The organism is Planotetraspora kaengkrachanensis (assembly GCF_016862895.1).
In the GTDB taxonomy this organism is placed as follows: Bacteria; Actinomycetota; Actinomycetes; order Streptosporangiales; family Streptosporangiaceae; genus Planotetraspora; species Planotetraspora kaengkrachanensis.
Window position 1 is genome coordinate 70,938 of the sequence record NZ_BONV01000009.1, and the last position, 16,357, is coordinate 87,294.

The 16,357-nt window shown below is 72.5% G+C and carries 12 protein-coding genes; 9 read left to right on the forward strand and 3 right to left on the reverse strand.

Annotated features, from left to right (window positions below):
* Positions 1-63: 63 nt before the first annotated feature.
* The 6 genes from Pka01_RS12655 to Pka01_RS12680 all read left to right on the forward strand — a co-directional run bounded on the left by Pka01_RS12655 (position 64) and on the right by Pka01_RS12680 (position 7,813).
* Complete coding sequence (locus Pka01_RS12655) at positions 64-1,830, forward strand: ABC transporter ATP-binding protein (RefSeq protein WP_203882897.1); 1,767 nt, start codon at positions 64-66, stop codon at positions 1,828-1,830.
* Between the two features lie 596 nt (positions 1,831-2,426).
* Entirely contained in the window at positions 2,427-3,500 is a 1,074-nt protein-coding gene (locus tag Pka01_RS12660; protein WP_203882898.1) for a hypothetical protein, read from the forward strand.
* A gap of 10 nt (positions 3,501-3,510) precedes the next feature.
* Entirely contained in the window at positions 3,511-4,677 is a 1,167-nt protein-coding gene (locus Pka01_RS12665) for a transglycosylase SLT domain-containing protein (protein ID WP_203882899.1), read from the forward strand.
* Between the two features lie 4 nt (positions 4,678-4,681).
* The gene (locus Pka01_RS12670; RefSeq protein ID WP_203882900.1) at positions 4,682-4,981 is read left to right on the forward strand and encodes a hypothetical protein; all 300 of its coding nucleotides are present in this window, start codon (positions 4,682-4,684) and stop codon (positions 4,979-4,981) included.
* On the forward strand, positions 4,978-7,113 hold the full coding sequence (locus tag Pka01_RS12675; protein WP_203882901.1) for a hypothetical protein: 2,136 nt from the start codon (positions 4,978-4,980) through the stop codon (positions 7,111-7,113). The genes Pka01_RS12670 and Pka01_RS12675 overlap by 4 nt, the downstream gene beginning before the upstream one ends.
* Positions 7,094-7,813, forward strand: coding sequence for a C1 family peptidase (locus Pka01_RS12680; protein WP_203882902.1), 720 nt, complete (start codon positions 7,094-7,096; stop codon positions 7,811-7,813). Before Pka01_RS12675 ends, Pka01_RS12680 begins: the two co-directional genes overlap by 20 nt.
* A 90-nt stretch (positions 7,814-7,903) precedes the next feature.
* On the opposite strand, the gene Pka01_RS12685 is transcribed toward Pka01_RS12680, so the two are convergent.
* The 3 genes from Pka01_RS12685 to Pka01_RS12695 are packed head-to-tail and all read right to left on the reverse strand — an operon-like array spanning position 7,904 to position 10,300.
* On the reverse strand, positions 7,904-8,371 hold the full coding sequence (locus Pka01_RS12685) for a peptidase associated/transthyretin-like domain-containing protein (protein ID WP_203882903.1): 468 nt from the start codon (positions 8,369-8,371) through the stop codon (positions 7,904-7,906).
* Entirely contained in the window at positions 8,364-8,966 is a 603-nt protein-coding gene (locus Pka01_RS12690) for an RNA polymerase sigma factor (protein WP_203882904.1), read from the reverse strand. The genes Pka01_RS12685 and Pka01_RS12690 overlap by 8 nt, the downstream gene beginning before the upstream one ends.
* Positions 8,967-8,986: 20 nt before the next feature.
* Positions 8,987-10,300, reverse strand: coding sequence for a S8 family peptidase (locus tag Pka01_RS12695; RefSeq protein ID WP_203882905.1), 1,314 nt, complete (start codon positions 10,298-10,300; stop codon positions 8,987-8,989).
* Positions 10,301-10,404: 104 nt separating this feature from the next.
* On the opposite strand from Pka01_RS12695, the gene Pka01_RS12700 reads away from it, so the two are divergent.
* From Pka01_RS12700 to Pka01_RS12710, 3 genes are read left to right on the forward strand one after another with little or no spacing between them, the layout of a single operon-like run.
* Positions 10,405-13,074 carry a CHAT domain-containing protein gene (locus tag Pka01_RS12700; RefSeq protein ID WP_203882906.1) on the forward strand — a complete coding sequence of 890 codons (2,670 nt, stop codon included), beginning with the start codon at positions 10,405-10,407 and terminating at the stop codon, positions 13,072-13,074.
* A gap of 11 nt (positions 13,075-13,085) precedes the next feature.
* The gene (locus Pka01_RS12705; protein ID WP_203882907.1) at positions 13,086-14,606 is read left to right on the forward strand and encodes an ABC transporter transmembrane domain-containing protein; all 1,521 of its coding nucleotides are present in this window, start codon (positions 13,086-13,088) and stop codon (positions 14,604-14,606) included.
* Positions 14,603-16,357: an ABC transporter ATP-binding protein gene (locus Pka01_RS12710; protein ID WP_203882908.1), complete on the forward strand. Its 1,755-nt coding sequence runs from the start codon at positions 14,603-14,605 to the stop codon at positions 16,355-16,357. The genes Pka01_RS12705 and Pka01_RS12710 overlap by 4 nt, the downstream gene beginning before the upstream one ends.

Below are 16,357 nucleotides of genomic sequence, written 5' to 3' on the forward strand. Positions count from 1 at the left end.
GTGGTGACAACATCTGGAGGACCAGAAAGGAGCCGGCGGGTCACCCGTCGGCTCCCCTCCTTCATGGGCTTCTCGGCGGGTGCGGGGACGGACGCCCCCACGGTGGCGCCCATCGTCTCCATCCGGAAGACCTTCCGGCGGTTCTGGCCCTACACCCGGGGCCTGCGCCGGCTGCTCGTCCTCGGCGTCGCCGCCGCGATCCTGGCCACCGCCTGCGAGATCGCGGCGATCCGGCTCTTCGGGCTCATCACGGACGAGGTCCTCAGCACCCACGACCTCACCGCCTTCTGGGCGCCCGCGCTCGCCTGGCTCGGCCTGGCCCTGGTCGCGGCCGTGGCGTCCTTCGTCAGCGCGTACGGCGCGGCCGTGGGCGGGGAGCGCTTCCTGCTGCGCCTGCGCGACAGCGTGTTCGACCATCTCCAGACGCTGACCCCTGACTTCTTCGAAAACCGCCGGCTGGGCGACCTGATGGCCCGGCTGACCGACGACATCGAGGCCATCGAGGAACTCGTGGCCTCCGGCCTGATCCGGCTGATCACCGCGGTGATCAGCGCGGTCCTGTTCTCCGCGGCCGCCTTCTGGATCAGGTGGGACCTCGCCCTGGTGACCTTCGCGATGATCCCGGCCTTCCTCCTGGTGTCCAAGGCCTTCGCCTCGCGGTTCAGGCGGGCGGCGGCGCGTGAGCGCTTCAGCAACGGCGTCATGAACAGCACCGTCGAGGAGGCCCTGTCGAACCAGTCGGTCGTCCAGGCCTACAACCGCCAGGCGGCCGAGGCGGGGCGTCTGCACGAGGCAGGCCGTGGCTGGCTGACCGCCAACCTCTGGCAGGCCAGGCTCTCCGCTCTGTACGGCCCCGCCGTACAGGTCATCGAGACCGTCTGCATGCTCGTGATCATCGGGTTCGGCGCGTGGGAGATCGCGGCGGGCCGGCTCACCCTCGGCGGACTGCTGGCCTTCGCCGCCTATCTGGCCTACCTGTATCCGGCGGTCCAGGGGCTCGGGGAGATCGCGCTCACCGTCTCCGAGGCGGGCGCGGGATCCGACCGCATCATGGAGGTGCTCCGCGCCCGTCCCGCCGTCACCGACCGGCCCGGCGCCCGCACCCCGAGCGCTCCGGTCCGCGGGCACATCGAGTTCCTCGACGTCGGCTTCACCTATCCCCGCCGGTCCCGGCCGACGCTGAGCGGCCTGTCGTTCAGCGCGCTGCCCGGCGAGCTCATCGTGTGCACGGGGCCGAGCGGCGCAGGCAAGTCGACCGTGGCCAAGCTGCTCCTGCGGTTCTACGACCCCACCGAGGGGCGGATCCTGCTCGACGGCACAGACCTGCGCGACCTGCCGAGCGACGTCCTGCGCAACCGCGTCACCCTGCTCCAGCAGGAGAATCTCGTCTTCTCCGGGACGGTGCGCGACAACATCGCCTACGGCCGCCCGGAATCGAGCCAGGCCGAGATCGTGGAGGCCGCGGTCACGGCCGGCGCCCACGACTTCATCCGCGGGCTCCCCCAGGGCTACAACACGCCCATCGGCCAGCGGGGGCGCCTGCTGTCCGGGGGCCAGCGGCAGCGGATCGCGATCGCCCGGGCGATCCTGCGTGACACCCCGGTGCTGGTCCTGGACGAGCCGATGACCGGACTCGACGAGCCGACGGCGGCGCGGATCATGGAACCGCTCCGCAGGCTGATGTCCGGGCGCACCACCATCCTCATCACCCACGACCTCCGCCTCGTGCCTGACGCCGCTGAGAAGGTGGTGCTCGAGGCCGCCAGGGACTCCGGGCGGATCCGGCTCCGGCTGTCCCGGCAACACGGAACATCCGTCCCCAGCCCCTGACCCCTTCCGCGTCCCCCTTCCGCCTGCCCCTTCCGCGTGATCATGCACAGGCTCGCGCAAACGGCCTCCCACCTGCCCGCCCCCAAGCCGTGATCATGCACGAATTCGGCGGCATGCCGTTCGACCTGCGCGAACGAATTTCGTGATCATGCAGAGAAGGCGGCACCCGTTGATAGAGGAGTGCCACCTTCTACGTTTGGACCGCCACGCATCGCCCGCCGGCCGTACATCCGCAGGACGGCTCGGCTGCTCACCGCCAGTGCATGATCACAGAGGCCGTCGATGCAGCTCTGCGCACGTCTTCCCGAACACGCGCATGATCACGAACAGCATCGGCGCCGGTCAGCGCCCATGTCCGCGAACCCGCGCATGATCACCCACACCGTAAGCGCCGGTCAGCGCCCATGTCCACGAACCCGTGCATGATCACCCACACTGTCGGCGCCGGTCAGCATGCACATCCACGAACCTGTGCATGATCACCCATTGTTCTCCACGACCCACATCACCGCGACTTTTCCTTGATCCGATGTATCAGCCGGTCTCCCCGCCCTCTCTGAATAGGTCAGAGGAACTCAGCAGATGGAGGCTGGATCATGACGGACAAGCCAACGCCCCGCCCCGCGAGAACGGGAGCCGGCAAGCAGGCCGAGCCCACGGGAGCCGAGGCCGCGGAAGCGGCCCTGGCCGTACCGGGAACCGTTCCCGGTGACGTCTCCGCCACCATGGAGGCCATCCGCGAGATGGGCGTGGCGACGGCAAGGGCGGAACCGCTCACGGTGGGCGAGACGGCCGCCGACTCGAACGTGGCCGACGAGATGACAGGCAACGGCGTCGCGTTCGGCGAGCTGGTGAAGAGCGTCGGGCTGGCCGTGGCCGCCGCGCAGTCGGAGCTGGACAAGAACCTCAGGGAGACGGCGAAGGCGCTGTCCGAGACGCAGATCGACGTCATCGCGGTCTTCGAGCAGCAGATCAAGGACGACGACGGCACGATGGACAAGGGCGAAGTCCACATGCAGAAGCTGCCCTTGATCAACTACCTGATGCCGACCGCGTACCAGTGGAGGCGGGTCTACCTCGAGGCCGACGCCAACGTGCAGGAATTCAATTCCCGCAGCGGCTTCAACGTCCAGCAGCGCGCGTTCTCCGCGGGGGCGAGCGTCAGCGGCGGGTTCGGGCTCTTCGGCGGCGGGATGAACGCGTCCGCGAGCACCTCCTACAGCAACACCTCCACCGGCGTCGACGCGTCCGTCAGCCAGGACCTCGCCGCGGGCAAGCTGCACATGGAGGCGACCCTCGAGCCCCGCTCCGACGTGCAACTCCCCCGGCCGTTCGTGCTGCAGAAAGGGCCCAGGCTCGAACTCCAGGTCGGCGCGCGTACCGACGTCCATCAGGACAACGACGAGACCAAGCCGGTGACCGCCCACAAGGTCGCGATCACCGCCGTGCTCAAGAAGACCGACGGCAGCCCGAACAACGACAAGAACCTGTCGATCACCATCAGCGAGCCGACGCTCAACTTCACCAGCCCCGGCAAGACGAACGCCCAGGGCGAGATGTCGGTCGACATCACCAGGAAGGTGGCGGCGCCCGATCAGGACCAGCCCGTGCAGGCCCTGGTCCGGGTCAGTTTCGGCCTGGTCAGCCAGTCCGCGGCCATCTCGGTCTGAGGGGACGGGGATGGCCGGGCTCACCGACTTCCACGGCTACCAGGACAGCGTCACCTGGCGTCTGGTCTCCTCCGGCGTGGAGATCAGCGGCACCGGCGTCGAGCGGACGCAGGGCAGCCCGCGCACCGTCACCCGGGTCTGGGACGCCTACTCCCGGCAGATCAACGTCTCGGCCAGGGCGTACCGGGTCCCCGCCGAACTGATCATCGCGACCATCTGCACGGAGTCCGGCGGCAACGCCGACGCGGTCAGGGAGGAGCCCGGCTACACCTCGGACGAGGCCACTCCGCACCGGGTGAGCGCCGGGCTCACGCAGACGCTCATCTCCACCGCCAGCGAGACGCTCCAGCTCAGCCTGGATCGCGCGTGGCTGCTCGTGCCGGGCAACTCGATCACGGCGGGAACGGCCTACATCGCGAAACAGGCCCGCGAGACCTCGCTCGACCCGCCGCTGGTGGCTGCCGCGTACAACGCGGGGCGGCTGCACTACCAGGGGGGCATGGGCAACCGCTGGAAGCTGCGGCAGTACCCGATCGGCACGGGAGCGCACGTCGACCGTTTCGTCCGTTTCCTCAACGACGCGGTCGCCGTGCTCCGCGAGCATCCCACCAGGCCGGCCGTCGGCCTGGACGTCCTGCTCGGCGGCTCGTCCCCGTCCCCGCCACCGAGATCGGTCGCCGCCCCGCAGCCGACCGTCCGATGGGCGGAGCGGGCCGACCGCGCGGCGGTGCCCGCCTACGCGCTCGGCGTCCTGACCGACGTGCTGCGCGCGGCCGGGCTGTCCGACGCGCTGATCACCAGCACCCAGCGCTCACCGAGGGACCAGGCGCGGGTGATGTACGACAACTGCGAGCGGTACGGCCCCGCGGCGCAGAAGAAGCTCTACGGCTCGTACGGCGACCAGGTCGTCGACGTGTACGTCGCGTCGAAGGCCGCAGGCCGGGATCCCGCCACGATCAGGGCCGATATGGAGGGCAAGATCGTCGCTGTCGGGGCACAGAACGTGTCCAGGCACACGGCGGACCCGCGGGTGCTCACGGTCATCGACGTCGCCCCCAGCTCGGTGCGCGACCAGGCCGCCTTCGAGCGCGCGGTCAAGGCCGAGGGCCGGGTCGGGCGGTTCCTGCAACCTCCGACCGACCCCGCGTACCACCTCGAGATCCCGAGCCCGAGGTGACGGCATGGAAGTCGCGCTGACCGATCTGCTCGCGGCCGCCGGCGACGGGCTCGTCGACGCGCAGCTGGCTCTCGACGAGCGCGGGCTGGACAGCCTGGACGCCTTCGGGGAGACCGGGATCACGCCCACCGTGCTGACGTGGTCGGCCGTCCGTTTCAGGATCCCCGTCGCGATGCGGCTGCTACCGAAACGCGAACCGGGACAGGCGACGGCCGCACTGGTCGGCCTGCCGTCCGGTGCCGGTGGCCACCTGACCGTCGGCCTGCGGTACCTGCCCGCGGAGCAGGGAGAGGGGGACGGATGAAGGGCACGCTGCTGAACCGGTCCGACCGGGCCGGGGTCGCCGACGCCGTGGTGAGCGCCTGGCAGGTCGGCGACCGCCCGGGCCGTCACCTGCCGATGGCGGCCGGCCCCACCGACGCGGACGGCCGGTTCGCGCTCGACGTCCCCGCGCTGCGCGGGGACGTCGTGCTGCGGGTGCACCACGGCAAGGGGGCGGCCGACCTCGACCCGAGGGCGCTCGCCGCGGTCGTCCAGGTCCCGGTGGACGACCGGCGGGGCGGGCAGCCGGTGATCTGGCTGGACGACGGGGGCGGCCGAACACGGCCGATCTTCGGGCGTGCCCTGATCGGCGAGGATCCGGCTCCTGAGCAGCTGACCGTGACGGCCTCCGCCCTCTCCGGCGGACGGCAGAAGGCGCCGACCGGCCGGGGAGGGTGGTTCACCCTGCGGCTCACCGAGCCCGGCGTCCCCACCGAGCTGCGGCTCTCCCTGGAGGGCGACCGGCCTCGTGTGGGGACCTGGTCCGTCACCGAGCACGACGTCGAAGCGGACGTGGTCTTCTCCCCGGCCGGGAACTTCGCGGTCACGGGGACGGTGACGCGGAAGGCCGACGGATCGGGGCTTGGCGGTCTGCGGGTCGAACTGCTTGACCGGTCGGGTCTGTGGGCCAACCCGGTCGGCGACGCCACGACGAGCGATTCCGGCGACTTCGCGCTCGGCTTCGCCCAGGTGCTCGACACCCCGCCGGCGCCGACCTTCGCCGTCTGGTCGGGAGACCAACGCGTCGCGAGCGTCGACTGGCCGGCCGCGTGGGAGGACCGCGGGCTGCGCGCCGTCCGCCTGGTGCTCGACGTCGCCCCTGACCGGCCGGCCGCATACCAGCTCGACGGCCAGGCCCTGGACCGTGCCGCCCGTACCCCCGTGCCGGGTCTGCGGGTCGAGGTGTCCGGCGTCCGGTTCGACGTGCTGCTGAAGCAGGCCTCCACCGACGGCGACGGCCGGTTCTCCGTGAGCGTGCCGCCCGGCCCCGACGGCGGCCCGCCGGAGCTCGGCCTGCGTCTCTACCGGGGTGGAATCCGCGTCGGGGAACAGCAGGTCGCCACGGCCGCCTGGCACGCGGACGCCGCCACCGTGTTCTGCGAGGTGGACGTGCCCGCCGCCGCGCCGGCCGTCTTCCGCGTCTCCGGGCGGCTGGTCGACCAGGTCACCAGGTCCGGGGTGGCCGGCCTGCGCGTCGAGGCGTGGGACAAGGCCCCCCGGCCGGGTGGCCTGCTCGGCGCCGCCACGTACACCGCTCAGGACGGCACCTTCGACCTGGCCCTGCCCGCCGACGTCCCTCCCGCTCTGTTCTTCCGGCTCTACACGGCGGACGCCCTCGTGGCCACCCTCGACGACGAGGTCGGCTGGGACGCCGCGGGCACCGGCACGGTGCTCCTGGAGATCGCCGGTGTTCCCCGCCCCGACGGGGACGTCGTGCTGCACGAACTCGGCGAGACCATCGCCACGGCCGTCAACCGGATGCAGAGCGAGCTCGCCCGGTATCCGAGCACGGTGGGCGCGTACGTGGTGGACGAGCTCGACCTCAGCGTTCCCGTGGCGGTGCAGCTCGACCGTCTCGGCCAGGTGCGCGCGAAGGTGGTCGACCGGGCGCCGGCCGACGAGCAGCTCGGGCAGATCCGGATGCGCGTGCGGCCCGTCCTCGGGGCGCGGCTGCCGAGCGCGGACCAGCTCGACCAGCCGCTGTCCGTGCTCACCGAGCTCAGCGCGGACGCCGTCGCCCGGCTCAACGCCCTGCGGGTCTACTCGGTGGAGGACCTCGCCAGGCTCGCCTGCGCCCCGGCGGGATCGGCGGCGCTCGCCGGCCTGAGCCTCGGCGTCGACCTCGCCGCGCTGCTCGACAAGGTGGCGCTGCTCTCCCTGACCGTCCTGCCGAGACCGGTGAGAGAGGCCCTCATCCTCCTCGGCGTCTCCAGCCCTCGGGCCTTCGCCGATCACCCGGACCCGGCGGCACTCGCCGCCGCGCTCAGCGTGCGGCTCGGCCAGGACATCGGCGTGGACGCGGTGACCGCCTGGGCCCGCCTCGTCCGCGACGGACTGGCCATCCCCCTCCCCACGATCACGGAAGAGACCATCGATGAACATCACGAACGGTGACCGGACCGGTGCCCCTCCTCTCGGCAGGCGCGCGCCCGCCGACTGGCGGCACGTCGAGCGCTACCCCTACTCCGCGGTCGCCCCGGAGACGGTCGCGACGGTCGAGCGCGCCCTGCCGCTCCCGGCCTTCCGCCGCCACTACGACCAGCGGCGGGAGGGCGCGTGCGTCGGCTTCTCCTCGTCCTGGATGATGTCCGTGCTCAACCGGCCGCTCTACGACGCGCGCTGGCTGTGGTCGCGCGCCAAGGAGGTCGACGAATGGCCGTCGACCAATCCCGGTGACGACCAGGGCACCTCGGTCAGGGCCGCCATGGACGTCCTGCGCGACGAGGGCCACTGCCGGCTCTTCCGCGGCCTGCGCCAGGCCGTCTCGCTCACGGACGGCATCGCGGCCAACCGCTGGGCGACCACGGTCGACGAGGTCCGCACCTGCATCGCGAACGGCACCCCGGTCGTGCTGGGCTGCAACTGGTACTCGAACTTCGACCGTCCAGGCGACGGCGGCTGGATCGGCAAGGGCGACCTCGGCGCCGTCCGCGGCGGGCACGCCATCTGCGTCTACCGAGCCTCCGACAGCCGCCAGGCGGTACGGCTGGTCAACTCCTGGGGGACCGCCTACCCGCTGGTGTGGCTGCCGTACGAGGTCCTGCAGCGCCTGATCGACGAGGACGGGGAGGTGACGCTGGTCACCGATCGCTGACCCGCACGACGGCAGCGGGCCCGCGCGTCGCCGCGCGGGCCCGCTGTCACGTTCGCCCGGATGACCCCGCGGGTCCCCCGCGGACCGCCCTCAGATGTTGATCCAGCCGGTGGCGATCCTGGTCCCCGTCTCCGTACGGCAGTGCAGGGAGAAGGGGCCGGCCGGAATGGGACGGATCGTGAAGCACCCGACGTCGTCCGTGGTCACCACGACGTCCTCGCCGGACAGGACCCGCACGTGGACGTCGAGCACCTGGCACGGAACCACCTGACCGAGCACGGCGTCGGGGATGATCTCGAGTTCGAACGTCACCTCCGCGGACGAGAAGGTCAGCGCCCTCAGGGGCGCGGACTCGTCCCTCCGGAGAGCGCCGGCACGGTCACCGTCGTACTCGGAGTCGTAGATGAGCGCGGCGAGCTCGCCGTCGATGTCCCGCCAGGCGAACATCGCCTTGCCCAGCTCGACGAACTCGGGCGGCACCTCGTCCGCCCCCAGAGCCATGGCGAGTTCGGCCAGCAGTTCGTCGTCTCTCCACTGTTCGGGCATGTGCTCAGGCATCTCCGCCGCCTCCCGCGCTCCCGGCCGCGGGACCGAGAAAACCCTTCAGATGGGGGCTTCTGCGGAGCCTGGCGAGGCATCTGCCCCGGGTGGGACCGATGCCTCCGATGGACACGCACAGCCGTTCGGCGATCTCGCGGTACGACAGCTGCTGTTCCTGCGCGAGCAGGAGCAGCAGCTGCCGGCAGTGCGGGGGCAGCTGCGCGAAGGCCGCGCGAAGGGCGGCCCGGCGTTCGAACCTCTCCAGTTCCCGGCCGATCATCACCGACTCGTCGCCCATCTCCCTCTCGAGGTCGAGAGCGTGCTCGTTGCTCTCCCGCCTGCGTACTGCCCGCGAAGCGTGGAGGCATTCCCGCTGGGTGACGGTCGCCAGCCAGCCCGCGAACGCCTCCGGCTGCTGAAGCGATCCCAGTTTCTCCACCGTGCGCAGCCACACCATCTGAGCGACGTCATCCCTGTCCTGCCGGTTCAGCCGGTAACGATTGCAGATCGCCCACACGAAGGGCGCGTAGCGCTCCACGATGCGGCCCCAGGCGTCCTGATCGCCCTTCTGCGCTCGTACGACGAGGTCGGCGAGGGTGGAATCCTCTGCCATGGGACCTCCTATGCGGAAACTCAGTGTTCGACGACGAAGGGCCGGACGTCTCCCTGGGACAGCGGGGAGGTCTCGCCGGGCTCGCGGACGAGCCGGATCGCCTCCTGAACGCCGATCCGCCTGTCCTGAGCCAGCCGGGCGATCTCCCCGCTGGCGGCGGCCGCGGCGAACGAGGTCCCGCTCCAGATCGCGAACCCGGCGAAGCGGCTCAGCCCGGAGTCGACGAGCCCGCCCTCCTCGCGCACGCGGAGGCGGACGTCACCGTCCAGGTAGAGGCTGCGGACCTGTTCGCCCGGCGCGATGAGGTCGACCCAGGGCAGGTTGGGGCTGAAGGGCGCACGCTCCTCCAGCGAGCCGGCGGCGAAGGAACCGACGGCCACGACCTCGTCGCACGCGGCGGGCCAGACCGGCGTCGCGGCCGTGACCTGCCCGTCGTGCGACGGACGGGCGGCGCCGTGGTTCCCCGCGGCGGCGACGAGCAACATGCGGGGGGCGAGCCGCTCGACGGCCCGTGCGAGCACGAGCGGCACGGCGTGGTCGACGGTGGTGCAGCCGAAGGAGAGGTTCAGGAGATCCACGTCCTCGTCGAGGAAGCCGATCATCTTCTTGGCGACGTCCCATGAGCTGACGCTGACGCCGTCGTCGCTGAGCACGGACCGGATCAGCAGTTCGGCGTCCGGCGCCCGCTGGAGGATCAGCCCGGCCACGAACGTGCAGTGCCCGGCCAGAGACGACGGCGGCTCCTGCGCGCCGGCAGGCAGCAGGGCGCCGCTCGATGCGAGATATCTGCCCGCCAGGGCCGGATGGGCGGCGATCCTGCTGTCCAGGATCGCGACCCGCACGGGCCGCGCGCCCGCGTCCGTCGAGCCGGGCAGCGCGAAGGCCTCGGCGGCCTGGGGGACCTCGATTCCCGCGCCCCCCGTGTACGGCGACCCCTCGACGCCGTCCAGCAGCCGGTGTTTGCCGACGGTGACGTTCCACCCGCCGTACTGGTCGCGGGCCCGCTTGCGCAGCGCGAACAGCAGCAGGTCCACCGCGGGCACCATCTCCCCCAGGTAGCCCCGGTCCTGCGCCGCCTGCGCCTCAGCGAGGAGCTCCGGATCAGCGCGGAGAACGGAGTCCACCGCCGGGAGACCGGGCAGGTCCAGCAGGGCCAGGCCGAGCGGTTCGCTCCTGTCGTGCTCCGCCCAGGCCTTGTCCGGGGCCGGATCGCCGCCGCGACCCGCCCATTCCTCGATCATGTCCGTGACCATCCGCTGGTGCGCCAGCTCCACGACGAACTGGTCGTCCGCGTAGGCCTCGCAGCCCGTTCGTATCTGCCGCTCGACGTTCACGTGAGGTCCCCTTCCGCGAGACGGAATACCCGCACTCATACAGAGGAGTGTTATCTCCGGTTTGATACATCACGGCCCGAGAACTATCCGGCACACTTCGGGAAGTGAACACGACGGAGGCCGATCCCGCCAGAGAGATGCTGCGGCTGGCCGAGGCCGACCCCGCACGGCTGACGGCGTGGGCGGCCGACGTCACCGCCGGGGCGCGCGCGAAGGGCGACCTCATCCTGGAGTCGATCGCCGAGCGCGCGCTCGGCATCGCCGCCGTCCATCTGTACGACCTCAGGACCGCGACCGGACATCTGCGCGCGGCGATCAGGCTCGGCCGGCGGGCCCGGTCGCCGGCGACCGCCGCGGAGGCGAGGATCAGGCTCGCCTTCGTGCTGAGCCTGAGCGGCCGCCCCCACCAGGCGCTGCGCGAGATCGACACCGCGCTGCCCGATCTGCAGGGCACGGCCCGCGCGCGGGCGGACGCCCAGCGTGCCGCGGTCTTCAACCATCTCGGCAGGCTCGGCGACGCGCTCGCGTGTTACCGGGCGGCGGTACCCGTCCTGCGCCGGGCGGGTGACCACCTGTGGCTGCAGCGGGTGTTGTCGAACCGGGCGATCGTGCACGGGTACCGGCACGAGTTCTCGGCGGCGGAGGCCGACCTGCGCGAGGCCCAGGAACTGTGCAGGGAACTCGGCCTCGACCTGTCACTGGCGATCGTCAGGCTCAATCTGGGCTGGGTGTCCGCCGTGCACGGCGACATCCCGACCGCGCTGAGCCATCTCGACGTGGCCGAGGAACGTTTCCGCACGCTCGGCACCCACCAACTGGGCTGGTTGCTGATCGACCGCAGCGAACTGCTGCTGTCGGCCGGCCTGGTCGCCGAGGCCAGGGCCGCTGCGGAGGAGGCCGTCGAGGAACTCCAGCGGCGCAACCGCGTGATCGGCCTGCCGGAGGTACGGCTGCTGCTCGCGCGCGCGGCGATCCTGCAGGGCGACCACGAGCGTTCCCTCCAGGAGGCCCGGCGGTCCGTCGTCGAGTTCGGCCGGCAGCGACGGCGCGAATGGTCCGTCCTGGCGCGATTCGTCGTCCTGCGGTCGGAAGCGCTCCGCACGCCGGGCGACCCGGCTCTCGTCGGCGCGCTGGAACGCTCCGCGACCGCGCTCGCCGCCGCGCACTGGCCCGCGAGCGCGGTCGAAGCCCGGCTGCTCGCGGCTCAGACGGCCTTCGATCGCGGGGCGACCGCCCGGGGCCGCCGCTCGCTCGAGGAGGCGGCCAGGCGACGCCTGCACGGGCCGGCACTCCTCCGCGGCCGCGCGTGGCAGGCCGAGGCGCTCCTCCGCATGGACAGGGGCGACGTTCGCGGTGCGGCCACCGCCGTCCGGGCGGGCCTGCGCGTGCTCGACGAGCACCGTGCCACCCTGGGCGCCACCGACCTGCGCGCCTACGGCTCACAGTTCCGCGCCGAACTGGCCGCGGTCGGCCTGCGCATCGCGCTGCGTGGAGGCAGGCCGGAACGGGTCCTCACCTGGGCGGAACAGGCGCGGGTGAGTCATCTGCTCACGCGCCCCGCCCGGCCTCCCGACGACCCCGCGCTGGCCGCGACGCTCACCGAACTGCGCGCGACCGTGCACGAGATCCAGGACGCGCGCGAGGCGGGCCGCGACAGCGCCCACCTCGTCCGGGACCAGATCTCGCTGGAGCGCAGGATCCGCGACCACTGCCGCCGCCGGCCACCGGTCAGAACGCCGGCGAACCGCCCCGTGCCCGTCGCCCTCCTGCGCGAGCGGATCGGAGACGGCGCGCTCATCGAGTTCTTCCAGCTGGCCGGTCGCCTGCACGCGGTCGGCGTCGTCGCCGGGCGCCTCCGGGTGGAGTCGCTCGCGCCGCTCGCGCCGGTCCGCGACCTGATCGACCGGATTCCGTTCGCGCTGCGCCGCCTGACCGGCCGCGTCCCGGCCGCGAGCAGGTCCGCGGCCCAGGCGATGCTGCGCGACGCCGCCGCGCAGCTCGACGCGATGCTGCTCGGACCCTTCATGGACGCCGTCGCGGACCGCCCACTGGTCGTGGTCCCCAGCGGACCGCTGCAGTCTCTCGCGTGGTCGGTCCTGCCGTCGTGTTCCGGGCGCGCCGTGACGGTCTCCCCCTCAGCGACGTTGTGGCACGCCGCCGCCCAGGCTCGGGACGCGGGCGGGCACATCATGGCGGCCGCGGGGCCCGGGCTGCCCGGCGCGCGGGCCGAGGCGGAGACGGTCGCCTCCCTGCACGGGGCGCCCTGTCTGCTGGTCGGATCGGGGGCGACGGCGGACCGGGTCCTCGACGCCCTCGACGGATCCCTCTTGGCGCACCTGGCCGCGCACGGCCGCCTCCACGCCACCAACCCGCTGTTCTCCTCTCTCCTGCTCGCCGACGGCCCGCTGACCATCTACGACCTGGAGCGGCTGCACCGGCCGCCGCACATGGTCGTCCTGGCGGCCTGCGACAGCGGGAGGTCGGTCGTGCGCGCCGGAGACGAGCTGCTCGGCCTGAGCGCGACGTTCCTCGAGCTGGGCGCACAGACGATCATCGCGCCCGTCGTCTCCGTCCCCGACGCCGAGACCGCACCGGTCATGGTCGGCGTGCACCGGCTGCTGCGCGAAGGGCATTCCGCGGCGGAGGCCCTCGCCCGGGCTCAGCAGGCCGGCGGCAAGGACGCAATGGCCGCGTCCGCGGGCTTCGTCTGCATGGGAGCGGACACGACGTTGCCGCTCCAGGGCGGGCAAAGAGGGGCCAAAGCCATGCTCTAGCGTGATCGACCATGAAGGCGGCTCGGTACCTGTGCTGGCTGGCCTGGGCGCAGAAGGGCCGAGTCGCGCTGGGCGCGACGCTGGGAACCCTCTGGATGGTGGGCCTGACGCTCCCGCCGTACCTGCTGTCCAGGGCTATCGACGACGACCTGGCGCCCGGCTGGGTGCTGGCGCTGCTCGGCGCCGGCCTGGTCAACGCCTGGCTGGCGATGTTGCGGCACCGCACGATGACCAAGATCCGGATGGACGCCAACTTCCGCACCGTGCGCGCCCTGGTCGAGCAGATCAACAAGCTGGGCGCCGACCTGCCCAGGCGCACTTCGACGGGCGACGTGGTGACGATCGGCATCGGCGACGTCGTCACCATCGCCGCCTCGCTGACGGTGACCGGCCCCGGCGTGGGCGCGGTGATCAGCTACGGCGTGGTGGCGGCGCTGCTGCTGCAGGTCTCCGTGGTGCTGGCCGTGGTGGTGCTGCTGGGCGTGCCGCTGCTGGCGATCCTGCTCGGCCCGCTGCTCGGGCGGCTGATGAAGGTGCAGAACGGCTACCGCGAGAACCAGGGCAGGCTGACCACCCGCCTGGTCGACCTGATCGAGGGGCTGCGGGTGCTCAACGCCTTCGGCGGCAAGGACACCTACGCCGAGCGGTACCGCGCCGACTCGGCGAGCCTGCGCGAGCAGGGTTACCGGGTGGCGTCGCTGACGAGCTGGATCGGCGCGCTGGGCGCCGGATTGCCCGCCCTCTTCCTGGCCGCCGTCACCTGGCTGGGCGCCCGGCTGGCGGCCGAGGGGGCGATCACGGTGGGCGAACTGGTCGGGGTATACGGGTACATCGCCGTGCTGGTGGTGCCGGTCGCCTCCTTCATCGAGAGCAGCTTCCAGATCAGCCACGGCCTGGTCGCCGCCCGCCAGGTCACCCGCTTCCTCGCGCTGCGCGCCGGGGAGCGGCCCCGGCCCGCCGGGCCGGAGGTCGCGCCGGGGAGCCTGGTGGGTCTGGTCAGCGCCCGGCCCGAGGAGAGCGTGGCGCTGCTCGAAGGGCTGGGCGGGTTCGACGGCACCTCCCTGATCGCCGACCACGACGCCGCCCTGTTCGCGGGCACGCTGCGCGAGGTCCTCCAGGGCAGGGGCGAGGCGGACGACGAGGCCGTCCACCGCGCCGTGCACGTCGCCGCGGCGCAGGACGTGGTCGCAGGGCTGCGCCACGGGCTCGACTCGATGATCGAACCCGACGGCCGCAACCTGTCGGGCGGCCAGCGTCAGCGCGTGCGCCTGGCCCGGGCGCTGCTGGCCGAGCCCGAGGTGCTGCTGGCCGTGGAGCCCACCTCCGCCCTGGACGCGCACACCGAGTCCCTCCTCGCGGGGCGGCTCCGTGCGGCACGCGCCGGCCGCACGACGGTCGTGGCCACCACCTCGCCGCTGCTGCTCGCCCAGGCCGACCAGGTGCTGTTCATCGAGGATGGGCGGGTGACCGCCGCCGGCACCCACCGCGAGCTGATGGAGTCCACCCCCGCCTACCGGTCGGTGCTCGCATGAACCGCGACCTGCCCATCGCCGACCGCCGGCAGGTGCGGCGGGCCGCTCTGCGCCTGGTCAGGCGCGACGTGCCGGGCTTCACCGCGACGCTGCTGCTCAACAGCCTGGCGGCCGCGGCCGCGCTGGTCAGCCCGTGGTTGCTGGGCCGCATCGTCGACTCCATCAGCGCCGGAGGCGCGGTCGACCTGCTCGCCGCGATCGCCGTGGGCGCGGCGCTGGCCCAGCTGGTCCTGTCCAGGTACGCCGAGAAGATCGGCACCCGCTTCAGCGAGCGTGTCCAGGAACGCATCCGCGCGGAACTCCTCGACCGCGTGCTGGCCCTGCCCGCCGCCACGGTCGAGCACATCCGCACCGGCGACCTGACCGCCCGCGGAACCACCGACGTGGCCGTCGTCGGCCGCACCCTGCGCGACGCCGCCCCCGCGATCCTCGTCTCGAGCCTGCAGGCGCTCTTCCTGATCGTCGCCGTCTTCCTGGTCGACCCGGTCCTGGGCGCCTGCGGCCTGCTCGCGCCGGCCGGGATCGTGGCCGCCTCCCGCTGGTACCTTCGCCGCGCCCGCCCCGCCTACCTGGAGGAAGGCGCCGCCCGCTCGGAGCTGGCCGAGCACCTGGCCGCCAACGCCGCGGGCGCCCGCACCATCGAGGTCCTGGGCCTGCAGGCCAAGCGAACGCGGGCGGCGGAACGGGTGATCGAGCGCAGCCGGGCCGCCCAGTTGCGGACCCTCTTCCTGCGCAGCGTGCTCTGGCCCTCGGTGGAGGTCTCCTCGCTGCTGCCGCCCGTGCTGGTGCTGCTGCTCGGCGGGGTGCTCCTGGACCGCGGCCAGGTCACGCTGGGCGCGGTCGTCACCTGTGTGCTCTACCTGCGCCGGCTCGGCCAGCCGATCGAGACGATCCTGGTCTGGCTGGAGCAGCTGCAGAGCAGCGGCGCCTCCTTCGCCAGGATCGAGGGCCTCGCGACACCGGCGCGGGAGGAGGTCGCCGCCGCGGCTCCGCAGGGCGACCGCATCGAGGCGTGCGGCGTGCACTTCGCCTACGAAGGCGGCGACGACGTGGTGACCGGCGTCGATCTGACCGTGCGGCCCGGCGAGCGCCTGGCCGTCGTCGGCCCCTCGGGAGCCGGCAAGTCCACCCTGGGCAAGCTGCTGGCCGGCATCGACCGGCCCCGTCTGGGCACGGTCACCGTCGGCTCGGTGCCCGTCGCCGACCTCTCCCCCGCCCGGCTCCGCGAGCACGTCGTCCTGGTCACCCAGGAACAGCACCTGTTCCTCGGCACCGTCCGCGACAACCTCCTGCTGGCAGATCCGACGGCCGGCGACGACCGCCTGGGCAAGGCGCTGGCGGCGGTCGGCGCCGACTGGGTCGCCTCGCTCGACGACGAGCTGGGGTCCCAGTCGTCCGGCACCACTCTCGGCCCGGACCGGGTCCAGCAGCTCGCCCTGGCCAGGGTCATCCTGGCCGACCCGCACACCGTCATCCTCGACGAGGCCACCGCCATGCTCGACCCCCGTACGGCCAGGCGCGCCGAACGCTCGCTCGCCGCCGTCCTGGAGGGGCGGACCGTCATCGCGATCGCCCACCGCCTGCACACGGCCGGCGACGCCGACCGGGTGGTGGTCATGGACGACGGCCGGGTGGTGGAGGTCGGAGCCCACGACGAACTGGTCGCGGCGGGCGGGGTGTACGAGGCGCTGTGGAGGTCGTGGCACGGCTCGCGGAGTGTCGGCGCCGAACACGATTGTCCGCCGCGCTGA

What these genes read in the sequence shown, in the direction of transcription:
- Pka01_RS12655 (WP_203882897.1), top strand. Translation starts at nt 64, where the DNA reads ATGGGCTTCTCGGCGGGTGCGGGGACGGACGCCCCCACGGTGGCGCCC.
- Pka01_RS12660 (WP_203882898.1), top strand. Translation starts at nt 2,427, where the DNA reads ATGACGGACAAGCCAACGCCCCGCCCCGCGAGAACGGGAGCCGGCAAG.
- Pka01_RS12665 (WP_203882899.1), top strand. Translation starts at nt 3,511, where the DNA reads ATGGCCGGGCTCACCGACTTCCACGGCTACCAGGACAGCGTCACCTGG.
- Pka01_RS12670 (WP_203882900.1), top strand. Translation starts at nt 4,682, where the DNA reads ATGGAAGTCGCGCTGACCGATCTGCTCGCGGCCGCCGGCGACGGGCTC.
- Pka01_RS12675 (WP_203882901.1), top strand. Translation starts at nt 4,978, where the DNA reads ATGAAGGGCACGCTGCTGAACCGGTCCGACCGGGCCGGGGTCGCCGAC.
- Pka01_RS12680 (WP_203882902.1), top strand. Translation starts at nt 7,094, where the DNA reads ATGAACATCACGAACGGTGACCGGACCGGTGCCCCTCCTCTCGGCAGG.
- Pka01_RS12685 (WP_203882903.1), bottom strand. Translation starts at nt 8,371, where the DNA reads ATGCCTGAGCACATGCCCGAACAGTGGAGAGACGACGAACTGCTGGCC.
- Pka01_RS12690 (WP_203882904.1), bottom strand. Translation starts at nt 8,966, where the DNA reads ATGGCAGAGGATTCCACCCTCGCCGACCTCGTCGTACGAGCGCAGAAG.
- Pka01_RS12705 (WP_203882907.1), top strand. Translation starts at nt 13,086, where the DNA reads ATGAAGGCGGCTCGGTACCTGTGCTGGCTGGCCTGGGCGCAGAAGGGC.
- Pka01_RS12710 (WP_203882908.1), top strand. Translation starts at nt 14,603, where the DNA reads ATGAACCGCGACCTGCCCATCGCCGACCGCCGGCAGGTGCGGCGGGCC.